Source organism: Terriglobia bacterium (genome assembly GCA_032252755.1).
Classification (GTDB): Bacteria; Acidobacteriota; Terriglobia; order Terriglobales; family Acidobacteriaceae; genus JAVUPY01.
Genome location: JAVUPY010000017.1, coordinates 160,963 through 186,074, shown reverse-complemented (window position 1 = coordinate 186,074; position 25,112 = coordinate 160,963). Strand labels below are relative to the sequence as shown.

The window sequence follows — 25,112 nt, the reverse complement described above, 5'->3', positions numbered from 1 at the left end:
GGCACCGGCGGATCACTTGTGGTCGAGGAGGGAGCCTCCGCCAGCGGCTTCGCGGCGGCTGACGCTGCGGGTGGCGCGGGCGGCTGAGTTCTGGGAGACGAATTCGGGGCCGTATTTCTCGAGCAGCACCGGGACGAGCGCACCTTCGGCTTCCTTCACGAAAGTCATCTCGCCGCTGGAGTCCATGTCGATGCGGATGAAGTCGCCGAGCTTGACCTGTCCGGTGGCAACGAGGTTGGCGAGCGGGAAGACCACGAAACGTTCGATCGCACGCTTAAGGTGTCGGGCGCCGTACTTGAGGTCGGTGCCTTCGGTGAGCAGAAACTGCTTGACCTTTGGCGTACAGGTAAAGACGAACTGGTTGTTTCCGGTGGCCTGCAGGATTCGCTGCTGGACCATGCCGAGTTCGATTTCGAGGATCTGGCCGAGGTGCTCGGAGCGGAGCGTCTTGAACACGACAACTTTGTCAATGCGGTTCATGAACTCGGGCGAGAACTTGCGACGCGCGGCTTCGACGGCAGTGCGATTGATCTTCTCGTCGAGCTTGGTGTCGAAGACGGCGGGCACGGGAGAGAATCCCATAGTACCGTTGATGAGTTCGTTCATCTCGGCGGCGCCGAGGTTCGAGGTCATTACGATAACGCACTGAGAGAGGTCGACCCGGCGATTGTCGCCGAGGGTGAGCGTAGCCTTGTCGAGGATGCCGAGCAGGAGCTGCCAGAGAGCGTCGGAAGCTTTCTCGATTTCGTCGAAGAGAACGAGCGAGAGCTTGAGCTTTTCCGTGTGCCACTGGTTGAGCGCTTCCTGGGTGAGGAGCGGATGGGTTTCGCGGTGGCCGAGGTAGCCGGGGGGAGAACCAATGAGCTTGGCGATCTCGTGCGAGTGCTGGAACTCGGCACAGTCGATTTTGACGACCGCACGCGCGTCTCCGAAGAGGGATTCGGCCATGGCTTCGACGACGCGAGTTTTGCCCGAACCGGTTGGGCCAAGAAACAGAAGATTGCCCACGGGACGGTTCGGAGGGTTGAGGGATGCGAGGAACATCTGGTAGATCTCGGTGACTTTTTCGACGGCGAGTTCCTGTCCAACAATTCGCCGACGTAATGCCGCCTCGAAGTCCTGGGCCTCGGTGGACCGACGATTCGGATCAAGAGTAGCGTTAAGTCCGGTCTTCATATGTCGCGCTCATCAAGAGCGGCGTGCGGGGCCCAGCATTCTGGTATTCCCAGATACTGAGTCGGTGAGATGGAACCAGCGGCTTTAGAGTTGCTCGAACGGGAAAGTTAGCAACTCTTGTCCCCCACACTGATTACTTAGATGCTGAAGGAATGTTTCGCGGAAGCGGTGATACGACGCTGGGGTTGGCGCTGTTAGCAAGTTACGAAAGACGAAATACAACTCATGTACTACTTGGTGCCTCAGTGCTGATTAGAGTTGAAGCAGGCCGTGGTAGTATCCACCCAGCATCATCTCTGGATAAAACTTAATGCCACGGAAGAAGTTGTCGACGGTGACGATTCTGGCCGGCGTCCTTGTGCTGGCCGCGGTTTCGCTCTACTCAATGGGCCATGCGGCGATTTCGCGGTCGGGGTCGGGACAGCCGCAGAAACAGGAAGTGTCAGCGCTGCATACTCCCGCCGCTCACGGTGATGTGCTTTCGACGAAGGATGCGAAAAGGAAAGGTACGGCCGCGCCCGCGCAGGCGGAGACGCCCATCATCGTGCCGCCGGGAGCGGAACTGCATACGATCGCGAAGGGCGAGACGATCCCGGGATTGTTGTATTCGTATTTGCCGCAGACGAAGTACATGACGAAACCGGAGTTCGAGGCGGCGTTGCGACAGGCGAACCCGCGGTTGAAAGGATTGTTCCCGAAACCCGGCACAAAGGTGATCATCCCGGGAATTGAGCCGCAGCCGATTGTGGAGAAGTCGGTGCCGGTTCCCAAGGATTACGAGGTAAAAGCGATCTATTTGACCGGCGTGATGGCCGGCAGCGAAAACGGGCTGAAGATCATTCAGCGGTGGAAACAGGCGGGCGGAAATGCGGTCGTGTTCGATATTAAAGATAGCGATGGTCTGCTGAGTATTCCGTTCGACAATCCGCTGGCGCCGCACAACAAGCATGTTCCAATCCGTAACCTGCCGAAGTTCACTCGCTACCTGCACAGTCTTGGAATGCACGCTATCGCGCGCATCGCGATCTTCCGGGACGAGTATATTGCGACACAGCATCCCCAATTGGCGGTGAAGTCTCGGAAGACGGGACTGCCTTGGAAGGAGAACGGGAAACAGGTCTGGACGGATCCGTCGCACAACGAAGTGCAGAACTACGACATTGCTCTGGCGAAGTATGTGGCTGATAGCGGGGCAGACGAGATCCAGTTCGATTATGTGCGCTTCCCGGCGGAGGGCGATCAGAAGGATGCGAAGTTCATGTTCGAGACGGAGCATCCAAAGTGGCAACGCGCGGACGTGATTGAGGATTTCCTGACCAAGGCGCATGAGGCGCTGAAGCAGAAGCACGTACTGTTTTCGCTCGACGTGTTCGGGGTGATGGCGTGGCAGCGGACCGTAGATTTGAGCCACACGGGACAGGACATCGTGAGGATGGCGAAGCACTGCGACGTGATCTCGCCGATGATTTATCCGTCGCACTTCTTCGGGATGGATGGGATTGCCCAGCCGGGAGATGCGCCGGAGCATTTTATTGGCGAGTCGATGGACCGGTTCGTGAAAATCACGGCGGGTTCGGGAGTGGTGCTGCGGCCGTGGTTGCAGGCTTTCGGGTGGCGGACGAAGACGTATTCTGTCGATTACATCCTGACGCAGGTGAAGACGTCGAATGCGCGTGGCGGGATCGGGTTCCTGTTCTGGAATGCGCGGAACGATTATTCGAAGCCGTTTGGAGCCATGCCGTTGATGGAGGCAAATAAGCAGGTGTACTTCCATGTGCCGAAAGCACCTGTGACGACGGCGAGTGTGGCGGCGAAGTAAACGGCAATAAAAGGCAGAGGGCAGGACGGAACTGGTAGCCCGTCTGCTCTTTTTTTGTTGGGAGTGGAGAATAGGCGAGCTTCGCTCGCCCGGTCTACATTGGGCAGAGCATCGTGTCCGGCGATGCGGAGGCGCTCCGAACTGCTCGCAGGCGCCGGCGCTTTCAACTGCAGAGCGTCCCCGACTACTAGGTTATAATTCTTAAGTCTCCCCCGTATTCGTGCGCCCTTCGGGTGGACGCGGGCGCGGGGTGAGCGCATCCCCGCAGAATTAAGGAGCGTCCATGCCCCTCCAGAAGACCGAGAAGATCTGGCACAACGGAAAACTCATAGCCTGGGACGATGCGAAGCTGCACGTCATGGCTCACGTGGTGAACTACGGTTCGTCACTGTTCGAGGGCGTGCGTTGCTATAAGCGTCCGAGCGGCGCCGGGATTTTTCGCGCGGCAGAGCATATTCAGCGGTTGATTGATTCGTCGAAGATTTACCGCATCGAAGTTCCGTATACACGGGACGAACTGGTGCAGGGCATGGTGGACGTGGTGAAGGTCAACGGTGTTGCGCCGTGCTACATACGTCCAATCGTGCTGCGTGGATACGGCGAGGCGGGCGTGAATCCGTTCAATTCGCCGACCGAGGTTTATATCGCGAACTATCCGTGGGGCAAATACCTGGGTGGCACGGAAGACGAGGGCGTGGATGTGTGCGTATCGTCGTGGACGCGGCTGGCGCCGAACACGATGCCTGCGATGGCAAAATCCGGCGCAAATTACATGAATTCGCAGCTGATCAAGATGGAAGCGATCGTGAACGGCTATGTCGAGGGCATTGCACTGGACGTGAATGGTTACGTCAGCGAGGGTTCGGGCGAGAACCTGTTCGTTGTTCGGAGAGGGAAGCTGTTGACGGCACCGCTGGGGAACTCGGTGCTGCCTGGTATTACTCGCGATTCGGTCATCGACCTGGCGAAGGATCTCGGGATCCCGGTGATCGAGCAGATGATTCCGCGCGAGATGCTGTACATCTCCGACGAAGTGTTCTTCACGGGCACTGCAGCGGAAATTACACCCATACGGTCAGTGGACAAGATCACGGTCGGCAACGGCAAAATCGGGCCGATCACGAAGCAGATCAAGAACGAGCTCTTCGGGATCTTCGATGGATCGAGGCCGGATAAGTACAACTGGTTCACGCCGGTGGCGGTGGAAGTGAAGCAACCGGTCAGTGTATAAACAGCAAAACGGCCAAGGGAAAAGCGGCACGGAAACGAAGTCAAAGGGCAGAGGGTAAAGGGCAGAACGAAGTGCTCGACCTTCTGCCCTTAGTGTTGCTCCGCGATCGGTATCGACCGATCAAATTCGATAGAGATATTTGAGTGACGTGGGCGAGCGTGACGGATGTTCAACCCGACCCCAGATAACGTGGTCCCGTCCCTAGTGGCTTTGGCAAAAGCCTCGGTGAGACTAAGAACGCATGGTCGGCATCCTGCTTACTGGAATCGCGAGCGTTCGATCGGTTGTGTCATGCAGCACCAGATTGTGGGGGGAGATCGTCACATCAATTTCTGAATACTCGCCGGAGAGTGTGGTCACAAACAGATGATAGGCGGTTGCCATCGTTTCCCCAGGGCTAATGCTGGCAAACGTTGGCGTGTCGAATAGAGTCTTCATCTCACGCGCATGCTTCAGTCCAAGCGGCATTGGGCTTGTGCCGAATTCCACACCCCGTGCGCGCGTGACTCCATCCCAGGGAGCGTAATTCCGAGAGCAGTTTTCTTCCCAAAGCGCGACCCACGGAAACATCCGAGGATCGAATACATATCCCGCTGCCAGTTCCAATCGTCGGTTATGGATCGCAACAAAGCCACTCGATCGTCTCTGGTCCACAAGCAACGAAGCCACGAAACCGGTTCCAGTGCGAGGAAAAGCTTGCGACAGATCGACACTTTCACCATTCAGTGCGGGAAGAGCCGGCCAGGAGAATTCAAAATCCGAAGGCAGCAGTTCGTGACCTTCATAACCGAGTGGCCACGTTTTGCCCCGCGTTGTCGAAAGGAAGAGACGTGCTTCGCCATTATTGAACAACGGTGGGCCGAATGTCGCGTGCTCGACCCACTGGAAGTCCTGCGAGTCCTTGCCAATATTCGTGACACGCTCTTCGATCAATACGGACGAGGCTCCGGCTGTGAGGTAAAGCCCGCGGGTGGCGCGCAAGTGATAGTGCGGAAGCATGATCTCCAGAGATAGCGACGCGCCGGACTCGCTTGCCTCGGAACCAAGGACAGTCCACTCTGAGGTGGCGGCTTCTCCGTGGAGCGGGAGTCCGGCTGCGGCTTCTTCTTCGTCCGGCATGCCGAAGTATCCGAGGGCGTACGCATGGCCGGTATAGCCCGAAAGAAATTTTCCGACCGCGCCTTCCCCGTATCGTGCCGCGTGCTCCCTCTCAGAAAATGTGTGGGGGTCAATAGTTTGCCACGGTGACTCGTAGACCATGTTGTATGGAGAACCGCAGAGACGGGCGTCCGCGATATGTCCGCCACCGATAAGAACTGTGATCTCGATGGTTCCATTTGAGAGCCGGAACGCCCGGCGCTTCTTCCAGTCGACGGGAGCGGCTTCGCAGCGCGGCATCTAAAGACCGAAGCCTCCGTCCACTGGGAATGCGGTACCGGTAATGAAGGTGGCCTCGTCGGAAACGAGGTAGAGGGCGGCGCGGGCAACCTCTTCGGCCGTGCCGAAGCGGCCCATCGGCTGGCGCGCGATAAAGGTCTTTCTCGCAGCGATGGGGTCCGGAAGCGCGGCAATGCGCTGAGCGAGCGAGGGCGTATCGATAGTGCCGGGACACAGGCAGTTCACGCGAATGTTGTCGCGGACATAATCGAGAGCCATGGACTTCGTGAGTCCAAGGACGGCGGCTTTCGTCGCGGTGTAGCAGGCTCTATCTGGAACAGTGCGGAGTACTGTCGCCGAAGCGGTGTTGAGAATCACGCCGCCGCCGTTTTGTCGAAAATGGACAATCACGGCGTGGCAAAACAAGTACATGCTCTTGACGTTGATCGCCATGGCGCGATCCCACTCGGCTTCCTCCGTCGTGTCAATTTTGCCGACTGGAACGATCCCGGCATTGTTGAAGAGGATGTCGATCCGGCGATAACGATCGATAGCCGCTTGGATCGCGCTTTGCACATTGGCTCGTTGGCTCACATCGCAACGAACTGCCAGGCACTCGCCGCCAGATGTGGTGATCTGTTTAGCGAGATCGTCAAGCCTTGAGCCGTCGAGATCGACGGCAACAACGTTTGCACCTTCCGACGCAAAAAGCGTCGCGGAAGCTGCTCCAATGCCGGCCGCGGCGCCGGTAATTATTGCGGTTTTACGTTGGAGTTTCATTCGTGTGTCGCTGCTCCCGTGCCACCTTCCTGGAATCCCATTCCGCCGGTGGGTACAAGCATTCCGCCGTCAACCAGGAGTGAAGCGCCAGTAATGAAAGAAGACATCGGCGAGGCAAGATAGAGCACAGCATCCGCAACTTCATCCGGCTTGCCGATGCGACCGAGAGCGTGCATGCGATCGCAGGTTCGTATCACGGACTCCGGGTCAGGAGACAGGCTGGCCGCCCAGCGGAGCATGGGCGTGTCGATTGCGCCGGGGCAGATGCAGTTCACGCGGATACCATTCTTTGCGTAATCCAACGCCATCGCGCGGGCGAGTCCGAGCAGAGCGTGCTTGGACGTGACATAGGCGACAGAATTCTGAATAGCGGTGAAGCTCTGGACAGATCCGATCACGACAACAGCCCCGCCTTTCTTCAGCATGTGGGGAACAGCGAATTTCGAAACGAGGAAACAGCCTTTCAGGTTGATGCCAAGTAGTCGGTCCCAGTCCGCTTCCGAGGTTGTGATGACATCGCCGTAAGCCTGGATCCCGGCATTGCTCACGACGATGTCGATGGAGTGATATCGCGCAACGACGCCGCTGATTGCGTGTTCGACCTGCTCGGACTTGCTCATGTCGCAGTGAAAGAAATTGCATGCAGCACCGCTCTTACCTATGTCGGCTGCGGTTTTGGTTCCGGCCGAAGCGTCCGCGTCGAGAATGGCAATCGACGCTCCTGCTGACGCCAGTTTGCGTGCGCTCGCTTCGCCGATACCCATGGCGCCGCCAGTTACGACAGCAACCTTGCCGGTCAGGTCGATCTTCATGGTTGGTTCTCCCTTGCAGTAGATGGACCGCGAATAACTACCACTTCGGCTGCGTGATCACCTTCCCGCGGCGATTGGGGTCATCGGTCCACGCGCCCATTTCCTGCTTCTTCGACAATTCGTGGTAACGAGCCAGTTTGTCGCGATCGAGCGACACACCCAAGCCCGGTCCGGTTGGGACTTTCATGCAGCCGTTCTTAAATTCCAGTTTGCCACCCTCGATGATGTCGTCGGTGAGGTGGTGGTAGTGTGAGTCTGCCGCGAGCACGAGGTTCGGCAGGCAAGCGGCGAGGTGGATCATCGCCGCCTGCGAGATGCCGAATTCGGCGCCGCTGTGCATGCCTGCATCCACGCCAAGGGCTTCGCAGATCTGGCCGGCGAGTTTGGCGCGGTGGATACCTCCATACCAGTGCGGGTCGAGGAGTACGACGTCTAGAACATCGGACATTATGTTCGGAGCGAGGTCCTCAAAGGCGAATACCGACATGTTCGATGCCAACGTAACCCACGGCGCTTTCGCGTTCACGCGCTGCATGGCACGCATACCCCACACGGGATCTTCCAGGTACTCCATGTTGTAGTCATGGAGACGTCGCGCCACGTCAACCGCCGTAGTCACAGTCCAGACGGCATTGGGATCGAGGCGGATGCGATGCTTGGGGAAGGCCTGGCGCAACGCAATGAAGGTGTCGATTTCGTCGTCCGGGGGCAGTACACCGTTCTTGTATTTCAGAGTTTTGAAGCCATAACGCTGGACGAGGTCTTTTGCGAATGCGACCATCTGCTCTGCGTTCGAAATCTCGCCGACACCCTGTTCGTTCGCATACCGATAGAAAAGGTAAGCGGCAAATGGAACCTCATCGCGAATACGTCCGCCGAGGATGTCGCAAACGGAACGGTTGAGAGCCTTGCCCTGGATGTCGAGAAGAGCGAATTCGATTCCGGCAAAGCCGAGCGCGAAGCCGAAAAGTTTAACTGAACTGGGAGCCGCCACCTTCCATCGGATCCGCTCCAGGTTCATGGGATCTTCGCCGATGAGCTGTGGCTTGAGGTCTTCCAGCTGGCCGGTGCGAGTTGCTCCTGTGTAACACTCGCCAAGCCCGGTAATGCCTTCATCGGTTTCGATTTCGATGATGATGCGAGAGAATCCGGGGTGTGAACCGACGGAATATCGAAGCGGCGCTTCGATCGGAATGAATGCGCGTGTCCAACGGATATCGGTAATTTTCATGAGAACTCCAGCCAGCTAGCGCTGGTTTGCAAGCGGTTGTCCCTTGATGCCTGCTTTGAGACGACAGATATGCCAGCGGCTAAGGTTGGCAAAGTACATTTCGTCGAAACCGGGACCGCCAAAAGCGATGTTTGTAGGACTGGCGAGCATAGTGCCTTCGCGGTCCTCGGCGAAGAGAGAGGCTTTTCCGCTTGGCGTCACGCGATAAATGTTATGTGAAGCGTAACAGGTGACGTAGAGGTTCCCAGCAGCATCCAGCGCCGCGCCATCCGGCACGTTGTGCAGCCCGCCCGCATGGATTCGAGGCCTGCCAACTTTGGCGGGCGAAGGGATGGGAACAGCCAGAACATTGTCCGCGGTGCTCTGGACGACGAAGAGTGTTTTCTCATCCGCGCTGAGGGAAAGGCCATTTGGGAATTTGAGGCCTTCAAGCAGTTGTTCGATCTTTCCACTGGGCCGTAGTACGAAAAGCAACCCGTCATTGGCTCGCCACTCACCAGAGTCGCTGAAATAAAGATTTCCGTGGCGGTCGAAGACGGCGAAATTCGGCGTCCTGAGACGATAGCGGCCCACCCTCTCCCACGAGCGGAGGACTTTGCCCGACCGATTGAGATGAACCAGCGCACCAAGTTTGGAGTTGCAAACATACAAATCCTGACCGGCCGAAAAGGTAAGTCCGAGATTGAAGCCGCCGAGGGTTGTGATTAAGGTGATTTTGCGTTTTGCATCGACGCAGTAGATCTGGCCGAGTTCGCCGCCGACCCAGAGGTTCCCGTCACGATCGAAGGCGAGACCCTCAGGATGATCGAATCCCTCGGCGAAAATTTCGAAGCGATCTATTGGAAAGGCAGATTTCATGACCGATTTAGGGTGAAACACATGCGTTTCATACTTGTTTGCTTAATAAAACGACATTTATAGTTTCCTTTTGTCGGAAGTCAAGCATATTAACATTTTGGGGAGCTTTATGCGTCTTGTGCAATTCCGAGTGAAAGGTCGAAGCCGTTTGGGCCTGGTGGTTGACGGACGAATTGTCGATGTCGCGAGCGCGGCGGCAAAACGCGGATACGACATTGCGCCGTTCCATTCGACGCTCGCGTTACTTGAGGCCGGACCGGTGGCATCCGACTTCGTTCGGGAATTGGGTTACGACAATCAGGCATTGTTGCTCACAGAAGCTGAATTGGACTATCCGGTAGCAGCACGGAAAATTGTCGCAATCGGTCTTAATTACCTGGACCATGCGAAAGAAGCCGGACAGGCGGTTCCGACCACGCCGCTGTGTTTTGCGAAATTCACCTCAAGTCTTTCTGGCCCGTACGACCCGATTCAACTCCCTGCAGAGGATGCCCAAGTAGATTTCGAAGGGGAGCTGGGGGTAGTGATTGGACGCACAGCGCACTTCATTTCCGAAGCGGATGCCATGGAGTGCATCGCGGGATACGTCGTTTTCAACGATGTCTCCGCTCGAAAGTGGCAATTCGCGGATGGTCAATGGACGCGAGGCAAATCGTGTGACACTTTCTCCCCGAATGGCCCCTGCCTGGTAACGCGAGATGAAGTCCCGGACCCTGGGAACCTGCGTGTCACAACGCGAGTCAATGGTGAGCTTATGCAAGATTCGAGCACAAAACAGCTCATCTTCAACATTCCTCAATTGATCTCGTATCTCTCGAAGAGTTTCAGCTTCCATCCGGGCGACATTATTGCGACTGGCACGCCGCCAGGTGTCGGCTTCTCACGCAACCCGCCAAGATTCTTGCACGAAGGAGATGTCGTCGAGGTCGAAATCGAGGGGGTCGGAAAGATCGCAAATCGCGTAGTGCGCGGATATTGACCAACCGGATTTTTCAATTCGCATCCTCAAAGGACGGTAAACAACCCGCGGGGTCTCGCGGACCTCCGACGGCAATGATGCCACCAGCGCCGAATTCAGCACCTTGATTGCGGCCGCGCGCTCCAGTCACGTGTCGCGCGTCTTGTACACTTCGCCCAAGCCGCCGGCGCCGAGCGGCGACAATCTCATAGGGCCCGAGTTTGGTATCCGCAACGAGTGTCATTTCTGCTTCAGCTGCCCGGGCCAATTCGTCATGAGTGTCAACGGCACGTTGGCCAATGGCGGCGCGGACGTGATCACGAACTTCTTTCCGTCATGCGTGACGTCATATACAAAGCTTCCGGTAGCCGCTGTCTGCACGCGGAACAGCGGCTTGGGCGTACCGAACTGAAATTCCGCGCCGGTGGCAGTCACCGGCACCTCGGTGATCATCAGGGTGTGGGGATCGAGGTAGTAAAGGTCTTTTCCGTTGTGCTGCCAGACCGGATAGAGACCTCCACCGCTGGTAATCTGTGTTCGCGTGCCGTTGCTGGGAAACGATGAGACATAGATATCGGGTTGCCCACCGTCGTCGCACTCAAATGCAATCCACTTCCCATCCGGTGACACACGGTAGTTCCGAATATTTCCGTGGGGCGACTGCGGCGCAATAACGGTGAACGGTTTCGAGTTGCCCACCAGCGGCGCGGCCATGATCTTCTGCCCCGCCGGCCCTGTCGCGGCGTGATACAGAAGATAGTTGCTGCCCGGCACCCATTCAGGGACTCCATTGTTTTTCTGTGAACCCGGCGTGTACGGCACAATCAGCTTCGGCGAACTCGCGCCCTGGACCGTTTTGGCGAAAATCGTCCATCCGACCTGCGCATTTCCTGATATAGCGGAGTAAGCGATCGTCTTCCCATCGGGCGACCACGCCGGCGCGATATGGGCGGCATTGTCGAAGGTAATTCTGGTCTTCACGCCGCGTGCCACATCGAAAGAGTAAATCTGGTTCTGGTTATCAACGAACTCCGCGACTGCCAATTCGCGCCCATCCGGAGAGAGACGTGGCTCACGAAAAACGCCACGGTCAATCGTTCCCAGCGACTCGCCTGAGCGGTCATACCACGTCAGGTCAATGGTTCCACCCGTCCCGCCGCCGCTGCCATATACCATCAGACCGGTATCCGAAGCGGTAGCCAGCATGCGCCAAACGGCAATATCGGTCGTAATACCGGCGACCACGTGTAGCGCGTTGCCGCTGAGTTTGCCGGATTCAGGATCCATCGGCTGAGCCACCATACGGTTGCCCATGTGAAATAGAAGGTATCCGGAGCGGTACAGTGCGCCCGCATCGGTTGCGACTACTTCATGCACCGAAGCGTTACCCAGCATGCCGAAGTAAATCCCGTTTTTCTCGGCGATTCCACCGGAGTGATTGTTGGCAAAAAACAGGAAGTGCTTTCCGTCGGGGAGGAATACGGGCCAGCGGTGTGTGCTGTGTAACGAAGAGTCGACCGTCGTGACCGGTGTAGCAGTTCCGCCATCGGCGCTGACCTGCATCAGTCCGCTGCGGAAGTCGGGAGCAAAGATGATGATGTTTCTGCTTCCCCAAGATCCACCTCTCCCGTTTGGGGCGACCGCCAGTTCGGTCGCGGGTCCGCCGTCGACCGGCATTTTCTTCAGCTTCCCGCCGTCGAAGAATGCGATAGAGCGGCTGTCGGGCGACCAGAACGGAAAAGTTGCTCCCTCCGTTCCTTCCAGCGGGCGCACGTCCTCCTGGTCGAGGGAGCGCACGTATAATTTCCGGCCTCCGTTGCCTGATTGCAGGCCGAATACAAGTGTCTTGCCGTCCGGCGAGATTGCGGGAGGCGCGCTGAAATCTCCGGTCGCGTCGAACAAGGCGCCTGGAGGTGCGACGATCGAGGTCCTCAGCACCGGCAGAGTTTGCGACCGGGGCATCGCAAAGTATGCAAGGGCCGCCGTCATCATCAGCAACAAAGCCGCTCCTGCCGCAAGCACAACCTGCGGTACCCGCCTCATTCCCGAAGGTGCAGGAAGAACTGCCGCCGTTTGCATCGCGAATTGCAGTTGCAGGCTCACATCGTGGACCGTCTGGGAACGAGCATCGGGCTCTTTCGCCAGGCAGGTGCGGATGCAGAACTCCAATGCGGGTGGGGTCAATGGCTGGAGAGACGCCACAGGTTCCGGATCCTTCTCCAGAATTGCCGCGAGCACGGAAACTTGCGTCTTACCTTCAAACGCGGGATGCCCTGCGATCATCTCGTAAAGCACGCATCCAAAGCTGAAAATGTCGCTGCGAGCATCCGCCTCCGCTCCCTGGAGCACCTCGGGTGCCATGTACTGGAAAGTTCCGACCACCGAACCTTTTTGCGTCAGCGGCGATGCCGGTGAAGTCAGCGCTGCCACGCTCACCGTTGGCGTGTTCGGCGCCGTATTCCCAGCGCTACCCGCCGCGATCGCTGCCGTCGGCTTCGCCAGTCCGAAGTCCAACAGCTTGGCCCCGGACCTTGTGAGCATGATATTGCCCGGCTTCAGGTCGCGGTGAACGATCCCCTGTTTGTGCGCTTTCTCCAGCGCGTCAGCGATTTCCGTCGAAATCTTCAATACCTCACCGATCTTCAGCGGACCTCGGCTCAGCCGGTCAGCCAGCGTTTCGCCCTCCAGGTACTCCATGACAAGAAAGTCGACACCGTTCTGTGAGCCGACGTCGTGCAGAGTACAGATGTGCGAATGCTGAAGCGAAGAGATTGCGTGAGCTTCCACGCTCGAAGCGCTGTTTCAACGCAGAATCGGAAGAGAGGTGAGACGGAAGAACCTTGATGGCGACCGTGCGGTCCAGCCGGGTGTCGCGCGCACGATACACTTCTCCCATGCCGCCGGCGCCGAGAGGCGACACGATTTCATAAGGGCCCAGTCGAGTTCCACTGGTAAGTCCCAATCCCCACTCCTGGAAGCAGTGCGGGGATTCTACTCTAGTGGAAAGCGACAGAACGAACCAAATCGTGCCAAATAGCGTGACAATGTCTGACGAGTAGACGCACGAGGGGCTCCAATGGGAGTTCAGCGATGGATTGCCTCCGGCAAGGCGTTTATGGGGTCCAAACGTGAATGGCAAAGTCGTGCGGATGGTCCTTCGACAAGCAGTTTGAATCCTGCAATTCCCAGGACAAAGCAAAAGGGCTGCCCTGGTGCAGCCCTTTGTCATGCTTTGGACTCCAAAATCCCCAGATTCACTGTGGGGCTGTGTGGGGTCGCCAACTCCTAAGTGGTTGCGGGGGGTGGATTTGAACCACCGACCTTTGGGTTATGAGCCCAACGAGCTACCAGGCTGCTCCACCCCGCTCTTGAATACTAACAACTGCATTTAGTCGCGTCAAACCTATGTAGACACTCGTAGCGTCGGTGCGATGGTGCTTTCCCCAACTGTCTGGATTGCAGCATTGCATCTTGTGCCTGCAACCTTGAAGGATGGCGACTAGACTGGCTTCAATCCCAATCCTGGACGATCCGGAAGGATCAGCCTTCCATGTTCCACTTTGACACCGGAATATGGATCATTTGCGATCAGCAGGTTGCCATCGAGATCGGCGTAATCCACCAGTGGTGAGAGATGTGCCGCGGCGGTTACGCTCACGGAACTCGAGACCATGCACCCGAGCATCGTCTTCATCCCGAGTGATTTCGCGATCTGGATCATGCGCTGCGCCTGCTGCATCCCGCCGCACTTGTCCAACTTGACATTGACGCCGTCATACGCGTCTGCGAGTTTCGGGATCACGGCGATGTTTAGGCACGCTTCGTCCGCGATGATCGGCAGATGCACCCGGCTTCGTACCCAGCGAGTCTCTTCCAGCATGGCCGCGGGCATTGGCTGCTCAATGAATTCCACACCCTGACTCTCGAGCCAATTGATTTTACGGACCGCTTCTTCCTTATCCGTCCAGCCTTCGTTGGCGTCCACACGTAACGGCTTTTTCGTCACGCTGCGCACCGCCTCGATGGTCGGCTCGTCGGTGCTCAACCCTACTTTGATTTTCAGGACTGGGTACTGCTCGGCTTCACGTACCTTCTGTCTGGTAATCTCCGGTGTATCGATTCCGATTGAAAACGTGGTGATGGGTGCATCTTTCGCATCGAGCCCGAAAAACTTATATAGAGGGATGTTGAGTTTCTGCCCAACCCAGTCGAGCAGTGCTATATCAACGGCCGCCTTTGCTGCGAACTGGCCCTGGATGCGGTGATTCAGCTGATCCATTACTTTCGCGTACTGCCATGGATCCGCTTCCGTCAACAACTGGCGCACGGATTCCAGCGCTTTTTGTCCACCAACGGCGTCTTCGTAATACCGAACGATCGGAGCGCCTTCGCCTGTGCCGGTTACTCCATCCCGGGTGAGATTCACAAAGAGGGTGTCGCGAAAGTCGCTCGCCGACATGGTCGTTGTCCACGTATGACGTGTCTTGAGGCGCCGAATCTGTGTCTCGAACTTCGTTCCTCCCGAACTCTGCATGGTTTTTCCCAACGCCTCCGCATCCAAGCCGCTGCCCAGTGCCACCGCTGCGCCCGCTGTCGCGGTCGTCTTCATCCATTCTCGCCGATTCATTTCACCCTCCTGGTTGCCACGAGAATTCGCGTCCACGGCTGATCGTCTAGACGGCTGATTTGCACTACCGGATGGTCGTGGGTCGTGGCATGTATGAATTCGCCATTGCCGATATACATCCCTGTATGTGTTATGTGATCCGGACTGCTGCCGAAGAACAACAGATCGCCGGGCTTGAGTTCGTCCCGCTTGATTGTCATTACTCCGCTCCATGCTGCCTGCAAATCGGCGTCGCGCGGCATAATGATTCCGCGGCTTCGCATCAGCATCTGAGTGAATCCAGAGCAATCGTAACCATAAGAAGAGCTTCCGCCCCACGTATACGGGAGCCCGAGAAAGCGTTTCGCCAAGTCGATCGATTCGGGAATAGTCAGAACTTTGGGGTCCAGAGTCACATCGCCGCGCTGAACATACCCAACCGTCCCATCCGGCAGTTGCACCTTCAACCACCGTGCATCGCCGTTCATTGCATCGATGACTGCGATGTGGCTGTCGAACGGTGCAGTGAAAAGTGGCGCATGCTTCGTCACATCTGTTTCGCGATAGATGTGCGCGAACACGCTCGTGACCTGTGCCATTTTGCCGGAACCTCCATAGGCCGGTGCTCCCGACTTCGGTACCATGGCATTCAGTGGCATCCACCCGGTGTATTGATCGTCGGTGCGAACCTTAGCCCAATCGCCATTTACTTTCAGGACCGTCACATTGCTGCCGAGGATTGCCTGCGAGACCACATCGGAGTCATCCGATGGAGCCGAATGCATGTCCGCCACGGGAACTTTCACGATGTAGTCCGAAGCCGACTGCGCGACGAGAATGGTTGAGATAGTGGTGAGCAGTACGAAGATGATTAGTGCGGCCGATGTGCGTTGTCGCTTCGACACAGGAATTACCTCCCCGCAAATACGAGTCTACCGAGCGCTTGCTGTCGACCGTAATACGGCAGATTACACCTTACGCCGTGAGAACGCTGCAGCAGTGATGAATATCACGTGAGCGTGTGTAATCGCAAGCCCGGAGCGGGTTTTCACGCCAGGCCCATCACTTTCGCGTACAACCGATGAAAATGATGCAGGCATTTCTCCTGCTTCACACTGTAGCGCCCACGGGCATAGGATTGCGACTTCAAATTCAAATGCACGGTCTCGCAAATGCGACCATCTTCCAACTGAATCTCGTCGCTGAACTTGATCGTCTCCTCTGCCGCGGAGATCCGTTCCGCCAGGAAGTACCACTCGAAAATGGCGACGCACGTCTCCGGGCCAGTCGGCAGCACGATGTTGAGCGAAACGTTGTCCGGATAGCAGTTCAACATCCAGTTTGGGAAAATCCAGTAGTATTCAGCTGCCATGTCGCCGTCGGCCTGCTTGTAGCGGCGTTCCACTGACACCTGATTTTCAGGGCCGCGGATCGGGCTGGTCTGCAGCGAGTGTCTCTCGAAAAGTGTTGTGACATAGGCGTTGTAATCGAGTTCACGGTTCAGGCTCGGGTGCACACTCGGCAGGTGATAACCCTCGAGATAGTTGTCGATGTATACCTTCCAATTGCACCGCATGTGATAGTCGCGACGACCGGCCAGTCTCATTTCGCCGAACCTGAATTTCATGACCTGGTTCGGCAACTCTCGCAGCGACTCAGGTAGGGACTCCGCGTTGTCGTCGAGGTTAACGAATACCTGGCCTTCCCATTCCTCAACTCGAATGCTCCGCAGCCGAAAGTCCTCGAATCGAAAATCTTTGGTCCCGTCCATTTCGGGAGCATTCAACAGCCGCCCATCGAGCCCATACGTCCATCCATGATATCCGCAGCGAAAGACTTTCCGCGAACCGCATCCTTCTGCCGGCGGGCCGGCGCGATGCCGGCACACGTTGTAGAACCCACGCAACGTGTTCTCCGTGTCGCGAACAATCAGCAGCGGCTCACCGCAGAGATTTGCCGTGAAGTAGTCGCCTGCCTTGGAGACCTGTTCGGATCGGCCGACAATTTGCCACGTTCGCCAGAAGGTGTTCTTCCGTTCCAACTGCAGGTACTTCGGGTCGGTGTAGTACTCGGAAGGTAAGGTTGAGGCGAACTCGATCGCCGGATTCATCACAAGATCACTCCGCCCGGTTTTCTTATCTTTATTGACGTCACGTGTCATACTGCAATACCTTGCAACGAACCCGATGAATTATAGCGAAGCAGCGTCAAAGCCCGTGGCGGGGAACACCCGTCCCGAACGAAAGGCGGGGCTTGTTCGGGCCATGTCGCTGCCGGACGCCGTGCTCCTGATAGTGGGTGGCACGATCGGAACAGGTATTTTCCTCACGTCCAACGAGGTAGCGGCCGCCACCCGTATCCCCATCATTTTTATTGGGGCTTGGCTCGCTGGCATGGTTGTTACCTGGCTCGCTTCGATTTCCGTTGCGGAACTCGGGTCGATGTTTCCCGACGCGGGTGGACAGTATGTGTATCTGCGAGAAGCTTACGGCGAACTGGTCGGTTTTCTGTACGGATGGATGATTTTTTCCATTAACGTCTGCGGCAGTCTCGCCGCCATCTCCGTCGGCTTTGCTTATTACATGGGGGCGATCATTCCTCAGCTTCATGCATCGCGCCCGATCATCACTATCTTAGGTTTCACTCTCAACTGCGGACACGTCGTCGCGATCGCGGCCATCGTTTTTCTGACCTGGATCAACATCATCGGACTGCGCCCCGCAGTGCTCCTGCAAAATCTGGCGACCTGGGTGAAATTTGGAGCGCTCGGTGCGTTTCTGCTCCTCGGGTTCGCCCTGGGTCACGGGAACTGGTCGAATTTCACGCACACGCCAATCGAGCATTACGACAGCCGGACACTGCTCAGTGGCTTCGGCGTCGCGCTGATCGCGGTTTTCTGGGTCTACGATGGATGGGTCTACATCACCTGGGTGGCTGGGGAAGTCAAGAGGCCGGAGCGGAACGTACCGCGATCGCTGATATTGTCCGTACTGATCATCGGTGCCCTGGTCGTGGGCGCCAATGTCCTTTATCTGTATGCGATGCCCCTCAGCGCGATTTCGCAGCAGCCCACGGTTGCAGAAGCGGCAGCGCAGACACTCTTCTTTCCCGCCGCCGGACGCCTCATGGGAATGCTCGTTGCCGTTTCAGCATTCGGCGCTGCGGCCGCGTGTGTCATGAGCGGAGCGCGCGTCTATTATGCGATGGCTCGGGATGGTATCTTCTTTCAGAAACTCGCTGAAGTTCATCCTCGCTGGCATACGCCGGTCTTCAGCCTTGTCCTGCAATGTGTTTGGTCATGCGCACTGGTGCTGCTCGGGCGCTACGACGAACTCTTTACCTACGCGATGTTCATTAGCGTGATAGCTTACGCGGCGGCTGCCTCTACTATCTTCGTGTTCCGCCGCACCCGGCCCGATCTTCCACGCGACTACAAGTGTCCCGGCTATCCCTGGGTTCCGATTCTTTATTGTGTAATCTGCGGCGCATGGGCCCTGAACACATTCTGGGAGCGACCCGTTCAGGCGTTGGGTGGAATCGCTATCATGCTGCTGGGTACACCCGCGTATTTCTACTGGCGCAATCTCAAGAGACAGGCGAATCGGACCGCCTAAAGGGGGCTCGTTACGATCACTCCCCGTCGCCAAATCCGCCGCCTTTGACGAAAGACCATTTTCACTGAAACTTCAGTTTTGGCATTCAGAATCCGATACAAGCCAGTTGTTAATTGTGTCCAATTCCGCTATCGTATGCGGCACTGTGGGGTGGAGCTTCCGGTAGAAGAAATGGCGGTCTACACATTAGACACTCCGGCTACCCGTATAGCTCTTAACCCCACCCAGGAGCTGATGTGATGGAAGAGCACGCTGAATCGCGTGCAGGCAAAGCTTTCGACCGGAAAAGTTGGGTGAGTCTCGTCCCATATGGTCTTCACCAGCAGCACCCAAACGCTTACAAGGAAATCGCCGAGATCGCGTGGGAGAACCGCGACAATCTCGGTTATGCCTTACGCATCCTGAAGAACGGTTGCTGCGATGGTTGCTCGCTCGGCACCACCGGGATGCGCGATTGGACGATGAAGGGCATTCATCTCTGTTCGTTGCGTCTGAAATTGCTGCGCCTCAACACTATGGCAGCCATGGATTATCGGCTTCTTGAGGATGCCAGTCGTCTGCAGGATAAGAATGAAGGTGAGTTACGCAATCTGGGGCGCCTTCCGGTTCCCATGATTCGTCGCAAGGGCGAGAAAGGTTTTCGCCGCGTTTCGTGGGACCAAGCGACGACGGTTATTGCCGACCAGTTCCGCACCATCGATCCGCACCGTGTCGGCTGGTATCTCACCTCGCGCGGGCTGACCAACGAAGCCTACTACGCCCACCAGAAGGTCGCTCGTTTTATTGGCACTAACCACATCGACACAAGCGCCCGCATCTGCCACGCTCCCAGTACTGTCGGACTCAGCGCCACGGTTGGCTGTGCCGCTACTACCTGTTCCTACTCGGATTGGGTTGGCACCGACCTGTTAATCCTCATCGGCACCAACCTCGCGAACAATCAACCGGTCACGACTAAGTATCTTTACTATGCGAAGAAGGCTGGTACAAAGGTAGTCGTCATCAACCCCTACGAGGAACCGGGCCTGAAGCGATACTGGGTTCCCTCCGTTACCGAGAGCGCCCTGTTCGGCACCAGGATTGCCGACGATTATTTTCAAATCCACGCCGGCGGCGACATCCCGTTCTTCTATGGCGTTCTCAAGCACCTCATCGATAACGACTGGGTAGATCGCGACTTCATCTACCAGCGGACCGTCGGTTGGGAGGATCTTGAATCCAAGGTCCGCCCGCTCTCCTGGGAGACGTTGGAACGCGGCTCCGGTCTTACTCGCGCCGACATGTTTCGCTTTGCCGAAATGTTCGGCAAAGCAACCTCTGCGATCGCCGTCTGGAGCATGGGAATCACCCAGCACTCCTATGGCACCGACAACGTGAAGGCCATCGTGAACCTGCAACTTGCGCGTGGAAACGTCGGGCGTCGTCACACCGGACTCATGCCAATTCGTGGACACAGCGGCGTCCAGGGCGGTGCTGAGATGGGCGCCATGCCCGGCGCTTACGTCATGGGCTCGCCTGTAACCGAGGAGAACGCAACGAAATTCGCCGATCCCCTGATGTGGGGATTCCAGCCTCCGGCATGGAAGGGTCTGAGCGCCGCGCACATGGTGCTCGCCGCCTCCCGTGGCGAAATTGATGCCTTGTGGCAGAGCGGCGGCAACTTCAAGCAGACTTTGCCTGAGCCCAATCTCGTTCACGATGCTCTCGCTAACATCAAGTTGCGAATCCACCAGGACATCGTCGTCAACCCGACCATGTTCGTCGATCCGGCCGACACCGTGGTCCTTCTTCCTGCGAAGACCCGTTACGAGCAACGCGGTGGCGGCACGGAAACCAGCACCGAGCGCCGCATCATCTATAGTCCGGAAATTCCTGGCCCACGCGTCGAAGAGGCCAAAGATGAATGGGAGATTCCGGTTCTAGTGGCGCGCAAACTCGATCCTGAGCGCGCCCGCAAATTCTTCCAATGGCGCGACACACAGGACATCCGGGACGAGATTGATCGTGTATGTCCAACATACAAGGGCATCGCGAACATGAAGAAGAAGGGCGACAGTTTCCAGTACGGTGGCCCGCGACTCCTCGTTGACAAGTTCCTCACGCCCGACGGCCTCGGCCATTTTTCCGCGGTCGTTCTACCAGACGAGAAAGTCCCCGAAGGGCATTTCCTTCTGGGCACTCGCCGTGGCAAGCAGTTCAACAGCATCATTCATGCCGACAAGGATCCACTCACAGGTGCTCGCCGCCAAGATATCTTCATGGCGCAGGAGGACGCCGACCGTCTCGGCCTGAAGAACGGCGACGAGATAACATTGCGCAACAACATTGGCGAGTTCCGTGGGCGCGTTCGCATTGATCGCATTCGCCCAGGGTGTCTGCAGGCGCATTGGCCGGAGGTCAACAAGATCATCCCGGCCGGACGCCTCGACGCCAGCGGTGTGCCCGACTACAACACGACTGTTGAAGTGCTCGCGGCCGCTTGCCTGTCGAAACCGTCGATCGCAGCAGATTGATTCAGAATTCTCGACCGGAGGTTTTGTTATGTCGCTTCAGCTTGCAACCCGCTACCTGGGTGATATCGCGATTGTTAACTGTATTGGCCGCATCGTGCTCGGCGACGAAAGTGCTGCCCTTCGTCAGCACGTCAAGGAGCTTCTGGCCGAATCCCCGAATGTCGTCCTGAATCTCGCGCAAGTTACGTATGTCGATAGCTCCGGCGTCGGGGTCCTCATGTCGCTTTACACTTCGGCACGGAGCGGCTACGGATCGATCAAGCTGGCGAATCTTACGACGCGTGTGCGCGACCTGCTGCAAATCACCAAGCTTGCCACAATCTTCGAAGTCTTCGATTCGCCGGAAGATGCGGCTGCCAGCTTTAATGCGGCTGCTGGCGCTTCGGTGCCATCCGAATGGCGCCCCTGACATTTTTCAAGTTTCTTCAGGCCCAGTGACTCAGGCACATATTGACGTGCAGAACCTCCCCTGGGAAATCGCGTCTTACGACGAAGATTCTTCAGAAGGAGCGGGTGGAGTGAATTCCAACCATGTCATACAAAAGCCAAAACGCGATGACGACAATGCAATCGTGAAGCGCGCCTGCGCGGGCGATATCGAAGCGTTCGGAATCCTTTACAAAAAGTATCGCAACCGAATTCATGCTCTTTGTCTGCGCATGATCAAGGATCCCTTCATAGCCGAAGACGTTCTGCAGGAGAGTTTTCTCTGTGCGTTCCGACGTATCAACACTTTTCGGGGAGACTCCCTATTCTCCACCTGGCTGCACCGTATCGCCGTAAATGCTGTCCTTATGTACTTCCGACGGTGCAAGACCACCCCGACGGAGAATGCTGACACCGAACTGACCTATGACGATGGCGAGCCGCTCGAAGGTGAGCGATTCCATGTCGAGGACCGGCATCTCACCCATTCCGTTGAGCGCATCGAACTCGAGCATGCCATCAATTCTTTGCCGCCGGGATATCGCATCATGTTCGTGCTACACGACATTGAGGGCTTCGAACACTCGGAAATTGCTGCGATTCTGGGCTGTACGCAGGGGAATACGAAGTCGCAGCTGTTCAAGGCCAGGCGGCGGCTTCGCGAGTTGCTGCTCGATTTCGAAGAGCAGTCGCCAGAAAGGGAAGAGAGACTCGCGGCTTGAACCCAACCCCAGACCGACAAATAGCTTAAGAAAGAGCGAGCAATGAAAACGGCGCCTGCTGAAGGCGCCGGTGGATTGACTGCTTCCATTTCTAGTGTAACCTGGGTTTCAACTCCCGGTTCTTCAGCCGCAATGGCAGTCAATCACTTGAAGAATTCCGACATTGGGCTGGCCGATGCCGCAGCTCCAGGGCAGGAACTTAGGCTCAGCGCACTGCACGTCATTTTGAGCACCGACTGATGTTGATGGAACGTGGTTGAACGATATCCCATTTTTGACTGCGAACTTGCGACTACCGCCGCAACGTGGCCGCCACCATGAGCTGTATCGCTCGTGGTCGATTCGTCGAACACGATCACCAGAACGCCACTGGCCTTGAACGACGGATTGGCAAGAATGGGAGCGATGTGCGTCTTCAGCCACGAATCGGCTACTGAGAGTTTCAGGTTCTCGGAACACGTCCCGCCGTATGGACAATTGTGGGCATCGTGCAGAACATTCGGCACGATGAACGCATAATTCGGAAGCGCGTTGTTGGAGAGATCAGTGCTCAGGTGCGTGGTCGAGACAATGTGCGACCTTTGTGTGCTGCTGTTGCGGACGTCTGAAAAGTACGCGAACGGGTTGTGGTGTTTGAGATATGGGAAGCGATCGCCGCCGATGTATCCGGTGTAAGGAAGACTTTCGGCGTAAACCTTCCAACTCCTGCCTGCCGTCAGCAACCGCTGAACCACGTTGCTTCCGGTCAGCACTCCTGTGTATCCGTCGTTGTTGGTGATGATCTTGCCCGTGGTCAGCATGAAGTAATTGCCGATCGAGGGATGTCTGTTGGCGTAATAATCCTTCGCCAGGCCGTACATGTTTGCCAAATGGTCCAGGTAGGGCATTGCCGGATTGCCAATCACGTGCGAGTAGGAGTGGTTTTCTTCCACGACAACCACGACATGTTTGAAATGGGGGACCTGGGCGCTCGCAACCACACTGCCCAGAAATACAAACAGAGATGCAATGTACTTCACGAATACCTCCGCGAAGTATGCTTCCATACAGGCAGAGTACGTTGTGGCGGAAAAGTTTCGTAAACCGATACCAGTCGGCTAAGGCGATTGCATGAGATTGCCCGACCTTGGTGGCGAATTCGCGCGTTACCGGTTGTGCAAACGCGGTATCACGAACAACATTATCCAGAAGAACAGCCCCGTTGCCGCGAGCATGGTGGCGCAAATTCCAATAGAGAGGATCGCGAATACACTCTGAACGGTTTTGCCAATACCCACACTGCGGATGAGAAGGATGATCGCCAATACTTGGGCGGCAACGAAGGTGACGACGCCGAATGTGACGAAAGCTTCGGAGAATCCCCCTGCAACGGCGCCGAGACCGGTAGCTTTCTGGTCGGTGATTCCGCGAAAAACCTCGAAGAACACGGGGACGATGATCACCACAATAGGGACCCACGCAAGCAGAATACCGACGAGAAACTTGCTGCCCCGAATGGTCAGGAGAGTCTTGGTGTCATCGGCCATGGGTCCTCTCTTTTTGTATTGCGAATGGCTACTTCGGATGTCCCGCAACCGTTGCCGAAACCGGCATCTGCTCGAATCGTGCCGTGAAGTGCCGGAGGAAGGGCGGTTCATAAGAGATATTCAGTCCGCGAATTTCGTTCCTCTTGCGCCAGACCTCGAGAATGACCTCGATGACATAGTCGATGTGACTCTGCGTGTAGGTTCGCCGCGGGATCGCGAGTCGGACCAGGTCCATTTTTGCCGCTTTGCCGAACATCAGAGTTCCAATTTCGACCGAGCGGATTCCCCCTTCGAGGTACAGTTCATTTGCCAGGGCAACACCGGGAAACTGCTCAAGCGGGATGTGCGGAACAAATGCGCGCGCGTCGAGATAGATGGCGTGTCCGCCGGGAGGCTGCACGATAGGCACTCCGTGTTCGGCAATGTGATTGCCGAGATATGCAGTCGAGGCTATTCGATACCGCAGGTAATCTTCATGGAGTGCCTCCTGCACGCCTACGGCGATGGCCTCAAGGTCGCGCCCGGCCAAGCCACCGTAGGTCGGATAGCCCTCGGTCAGAATCAGCAGGTCCTTTTCCTGTTGCGCCAGGATGTCGTCGTTCGTGCATAGAAATCCTCCAATGTTGGCCATGCCGTCCTTCTTGGCTGACATGGTGCATCCGTCGCCGAGGCGGAACATCTCCTGCGCGATTTCTTTCGGTGTCTTGTTCTCATAGCCGGGTTCGCGAAGCTTGATGAAATACGCATTCTCGGCGAAGCGGCAGGCGTCAAAATACAGGGGGATGCCATGCTTTCGACATACCGCGCTGACTGCCTTCGCATTCCCCATGGACACTGGTTGACCACCGCCGGAGTTGTTGGTCACGGTCAGCATGACCAGCGGAATCTTCTCGCGACCTTCGCGTTCGATCACCTGCTCAAGGGCCGCGACATCCATGTTGCCCTTGAACGGGTGCCTCAGGCTCGGCTGCTTGCCCTCTGCAATGACTAAGTCGAGCGCCACTCCGCCGACGAACTCGAGGTTCGCGCGGGTGGTATCAAAATGCGTGTTGTTAGGTACGATCTGGCCGCGCTTCGCCATCACGTTGAACAGTATCCGTTCTGCGGCGCGTCCCTGGTGCGTCGGAATGACGTGCTTGTATCCGAATATGTCCTGGATAGAGTCACGGAAGCGGTCGTAACTTTTGCTCCCGGCGTAGCTCTCGTCCCCTTCCATGATGGCACCCCACTGGTAGGTGGACATTGCGCCGGTGCCAGAGTCGGTGAGCAGATCGATCAGGACGTCATCGGCAGGGAGAAGAAAGAGGTTGTAGTACGCGTCACGAAGCAGCTTTTCGCGTTCCTCGCGCGTAGTCCAGCGGATCGGTTCAACGCTCTTAATGCGAAAAGGCTCGATAATGGTGCGGATCGGCATAGTCCACCTTCGGTCGCAGCAACTTATCAACATTGAAATTCTAGAGATC

The 25,112-nt window shown here is 56.9% G+C and carries 20 protein-coding genes and 1 tRNA gene; 7 read left to right on the top strand and 14 right to left on the bottom strand.

The window, feature by feature from the left end:
* Nucleotides 1-12: 12 nt before the first annotated feature.
* Nucleotides 13-1,176 (bottom strand): AAA family ATPase, encoded by a 1,164-nt coding sequence (locus tag ROO76_03595; GenBank protein ID MDT8067229.1) that lies wholly within the window; start codon nt 1,174-1,176, stop codon nt 13-15.
* 310 nt (nt 1,177-1,486) lie between these two features.
* Here ROO76_03595 and ROO76_03590 point away from each other — a divergent pair, with 310 nt between their 5' ends.
* Nucleotides 1,487-2,995: a putative glycoside hydrolase gene (locus ROO76_03590; GenBank protein MDT8067228.1), complete on the top strand. Its 1,509-nt coding sequence runs from the start codon at nt 1,487-1,489 to the stop codon at nt 2,993-2,995.
* Between the two features lie 283 nt (nt 2,996-3,278).
* A complete protein-coding gene (locus tag ROO76_03585; protein MDT8067227.1) occupies nt 3,279-4,226 on the top strand; it encodes a branched-chain amino acid transaminase in 948 nt (315 codons plus the stop codon).
* Between the two features lie 231 nt (nt 4,227-4,457).
* On the opposite strand, the gene ROO76_03580 is transcribed toward ROO76_03585, so the two are convergent.
* Genes ROO76_03580 through ROO76_03560 form a run of 5 tightly spaced genes read right to left on the bottom strand, consistent with a single transcriptional unit; the run spans nt 4,458 to nt 9,284 of the window.
* Nucleotides 4,458-5,624, bottom strand: coding sequence for a hypothetical protein (locus ROO76_03580; protein MDT8067226.1), 1,167 nt, complete (start codon nt 5,622-5,624; stop codon nt 4,458-4,460).
* Complete coding sequence (locus ROO76_03575) at nt 5,625-6,383, bottom strand: glucose 1-dehydrogenase (GenBank protein ID MDT8067225.1); 759 nt, start codon at nt 6,381-6,383, stop codon at nt 5,625-5,627.
* Nucleotides 6,380-7,195 (bottom strand): SDR family oxidoreductase, encoded by an 816-nt coding sequence (locus tag ROO76_03570; protein ID MDT8067224.1) that lies wholly within the window; start codon nt 7,193-7,195, stop codon nt 6,380-6,382. The genes ROO76_03575 and ROO76_03570 overlap by 4 nt, the downstream gene beginning before the upstream one ends.
* Nucleotides 7,196-7,232: 37 nt before the next feature.
* Nucleotides 7,233-8,426 (bottom strand): enolase C-terminal domain-like protein, encoded by a 1,194-nt coding sequence (locus tag ROO76_03565; GenBank protein MDT8067223.1) that lies wholly within the window; start codon nt 8,424-8,426, stop codon nt 7,233-7,235.
* 15 nt (nt 8,427-8,441) lie between these two features.
* Nucleotides 8,442-9,284 carry an SMP-30/gluconolactonase/LRE family protein gene (locus tag ROO76_03560; protein MDT8067222.1) on the bottom strand — a complete coding sequence of 281 codons (843 nt, stop codon included), beginning with the start codon at nt 9,282-9,284 and terminating at the stop codon, nt 8,442-8,444.
* 109 nt (nt 9,285-9,393) lie between these two features.
* Between ROO76_03560 and ROO76_03555 the strand changes: the two genes are divergently transcribed.
* Nucleotides 9,394-10,263 (top strand): fumarylacetoacetate hydrolase family protein, encoded by an 870-nt coding sequence (locus ROO76_03555; protein ID MDT8067221.1) that lies wholly within the window; start codon nt 9,394-9,396, stop codon nt 10,261-10,263.
* Between the two features lie 219 nt (nt 10,264-10,482).
* Here the strand turns inward: ROO76_03555 and ROO76_03550 are convergent, their stop codons facing one another.
* The 5 genes from ROO76_03550 to ROO76_03530 form a co-directional block, all read right to left on the bottom strand.
* On the bottom strand, nt 10,483-13,029 hold the full coding sequence (locus ROO76_03550; GenBank protein ID MDT8067220.1) for a protein kinase: 2,547 nt from the start codon (nt 13,027-13,029) through the stop codon (nt 10,483-10,485).
* Between the two features lie 503 nt (nt 13,030-13,532).
* Nucleotides 13,533-13,609, bottom strand: a tRNA-Met gene (locus ROO76_03545).
* 132 nt (nt 13,610-13,741) lie between these two features.
* Nucleotides 13,742-14,869 (bottom strand): dipeptide epimerase, encoded by a 1,128-nt coding sequence (locus tag ROO76_03540; GenBank protein ID MDT8067219.1) that lies wholly within the window; start codon nt 14,867-14,869, stop codon nt 13,742-13,744.
* Nucleotides 14,866-15,753, bottom strand: coding sequence for a C40 family peptidase (locus tag ROO76_03535; GenBank protein ID MDT8067218.1), 888 nt, complete (start codon nt 15,751-15,753; stop codon nt 14,866-14,868). The genes ROO76_03540 and ROO76_03535 overlap by 4 nt, the downstream gene beginning before the upstream one ends.
* A 143-nt stretch (nt 15,754-15,896) precedes the next feature.
* On the bottom strand, nt 15,897-17,009 hold the full coding sequence (locus ROO76_03530) for an aromatic ring-hydroxylating dioxygenase subunit alpha (protein MDT8067217.1): 1,113 nt from the start codon (nt 17,007-17,009) through the stop codon (nt 15,897-15,899).
* A gap of 25 nt (nt 17,010-17,034) precedes the next feature.
* Between ROO76_03530 and ROO76_03525 the strand changes: the two genes are divergently transcribed.
* The 4 genes from ROO76_03525 to ROO76_03510 all read left to right on the top strand — a co-directional run bounded on the left by ROO76_03525 (nt 17,035) and on the right by ROO76_03510 (nt 22,123).
* The gene (locus ROO76_03525; protein ID MDT8067216.1) at nt 17,035-18,462 is read left to right on the top strand and encodes an amino acid permease; all 1,428 of its coding nucleotides are present in this window, start codon (nt 17,035-17,037) and stop codon (nt 18,460-18,462) included.
* Between the two features lie 239 nt (nt 18,463-18,701).
* Nucleotides 18,702-20,975 carry an FdhF/YdeP family oxidoreductase gene (locus tag ROO76_03520; protein MDT8067215.1) on the top strand — a complete coding sequence of 758 codons (2,274 nt, stop codon included), beginning with the start codon at nt 18,702-18,704 and terminating at the stop codon, nt 20,973-20,975.
* A 28-nt stretch (nt 20,976-21,003) separates the two neighbouring features.
* Nucleotides 21,004-21,384 (top strand): STAS domain-containing protein, encoded by a 381-nt coding sequence (locus tag ROO76_03515; protein ID MDT8067214.1) that lies wholly within the window; start codon nt 21,004-21,006, stop codon nt 21,382-21,384.
* Between the two features lie 109 nt (nt 21,385-21,493).
* On the top strand, nt 21,494-22,123 hold the full coding sequence (locus tag ROO76_03510; GenBank protein ID MDT8067213.1) for an RNA polymerase sigma factor: 630 nt from the start codon (nt 21,494-21,496) through the stop codon (nt 22,121-22,123).
* Nucleotides 22,124-22,266: 143 nt separating this feature from the next.
* Here the strand turns inward: ROO76_03510 and ROO76_03505 are convergent, their stop codons facing one another.
* The 3 genes from ROO76_03505 to ROO76_03495 form a co-directional block, all read right to left on the bottom strand.
* Nucleotides 22,267-23,142 (bottom strand): alkaline phosphatase family protein, encoded by an 876-nt coding sequence (locus ROO76_03505; GenBank protein ID MDT8067212.1) that lies wholly within the window; start codon nt 23,140-23,142, stop codon nt 22,267-22,269.
* A 126-nt stretch (nt 23,143-23,268) separates the two neighbouring features.
* The gene (locus ROO76_03500; protein ID MDT8067211.1) at nt 23,269-23,649 is read right to left on the bottom strand and encodes a hypothetical protein; all 381 of its coding nucleotides are present in this window, start codon (nt 23,647-23,649) and stop codon (nt 23,269-23,271) included.
* Between the two features lie 28 nt (nt 23,650-23,677).
* Nucleotides 23,678-25,063, bottom strand: a complete 1,386-nt coding sequence (locus ROO76_03495; GenBank protein ID MDT8067210.1) for a tryptophanase — start codon at nt 25,061-25,063, stop codon at nt 23,678-23,680.
* Nucleotides 25,064-25,112 lie beyond the last annotated feature (49 nt).

What these genes read in the sequence shown, in the direction of transcription:
- ROO76_03500 (MDT8067211.1), bottom strand. Translation starts at nt 23,649, where the DNA reads ATGGCCGATGACACCAAGACTCTCCTGACCATTCGGGGCAGCAAGTTT.
- ROO76_03520 (MDT8067215.1), top strand. Translation starts at nt 18,702, where the DNA reads ATGGAAGAGCACGCTGAATCGCGTGCAGGCAAAGCTTTCGACCGGAAA.
- ROO76_03560 (MDT8067222.1), bottom strand. Translation starts at nt 9,284, where the DNA reads ATGAAATCTGCCTTTCCAATAGATCGCTTCGAAATTTTCGCCGAGGGA.
- ROO76_03555 (MDT8067221.1), top strand. Translation starts at nt 9,394, where the DNA reads ATGCGTCTTGTGCAATTCCGAGTGAAAGGTCGAAGCCGTTTGGGCCTG.
- ROO76_03595 (MDT8067229.1), bottom strand. Translation starts at nt 1,176, where the DNA reads ATGAAGACCGGACTTAACGCTACTCTTGATCCGAATCGTCGGTCCACC.
- ROO76_03540 (MDT8067219.1), bottom strand. Translation starts at nt 14,869, where the DNA reads ATGAATCGGCGAGAATGGATGAAGACGACCGCGACAGCGGGCGCAGCG.
- ROO76_03575 (MDT8067225.1), bottom strand. Translation starts at nt 6,383, where the DNA reads ATGAAACTCCAACGTAAAACCGCAATAATTACCGGCGCCGCGGCCGGC.
- ROO76_03590 (MDT8067228.1), top strand. Translation starts at nt 1,487, where the DNA reads ATGCCACGGAAGAAGTTGTCGACGGTGACGATTCTGGCCGGCGTCCTT.
- ROO76_03515 (MDT8067214.1), top strand. Translation starts at nt 21,004, where the DNA reads ATGTCGCTTCAGCTTGCAACCCGCTACCTGGGTGATATCGCGATTGTT.
- ROO76_03495 (MDT8067210.1), bottom strand. Translation starts at nt 25,063, where the DNA reads ATGCCGATCCGCACCATTATCGAGCCTTTTCGCATTAAGAGCGTTGAA.
- ROO76_03525 (MDT8067216.1), top strand. Translation starts at nt 17,035, where the DNA reads ATGAATTATAGCGAAGCAGCGTCAAAGCCCGTGGCGGGGAACACCCGT.
- ROO76_03530 (MDT8067217.1), bottom strand. Translation starts at nt 17,009, where the DNA reads ATGACACGTGACGTCAATAAAGATAAGAAAACCGGGCGGAGTGATCTT.
- ROO76_03580 (MDT8067226.1), bottom strand. Translation starts at nt 5,624, where the DNA reads ATGCCGCGCTGCGAAGCCGCTCCCGTCGACTGGAAGAAGCGCCGGGCG.
- ROO76_03570 (MDT8067224.1), bottom strand. Translation starts at nt 7,195, where the DNA reads ATGAAGATCGACCTGACCGGCAAGGTTGCTGTCGTAACTGGCGGCGCC.
- ROO76_03565 (MDT8067223.1), bottom strand. Translation starts at nt 8,426, where the DNA reads ATGAAAATTACCGATATCCGTTGGACACGCGCATTCATTCCGATCGAA.
- ROO76_03585 (MDT8067227.1), top strand. Translation starts at nt 3,279, where the DNA reads ATGCCCCTCCAGAAGACCGAGAAGATCTGGCACAACGGAAAACTCATA.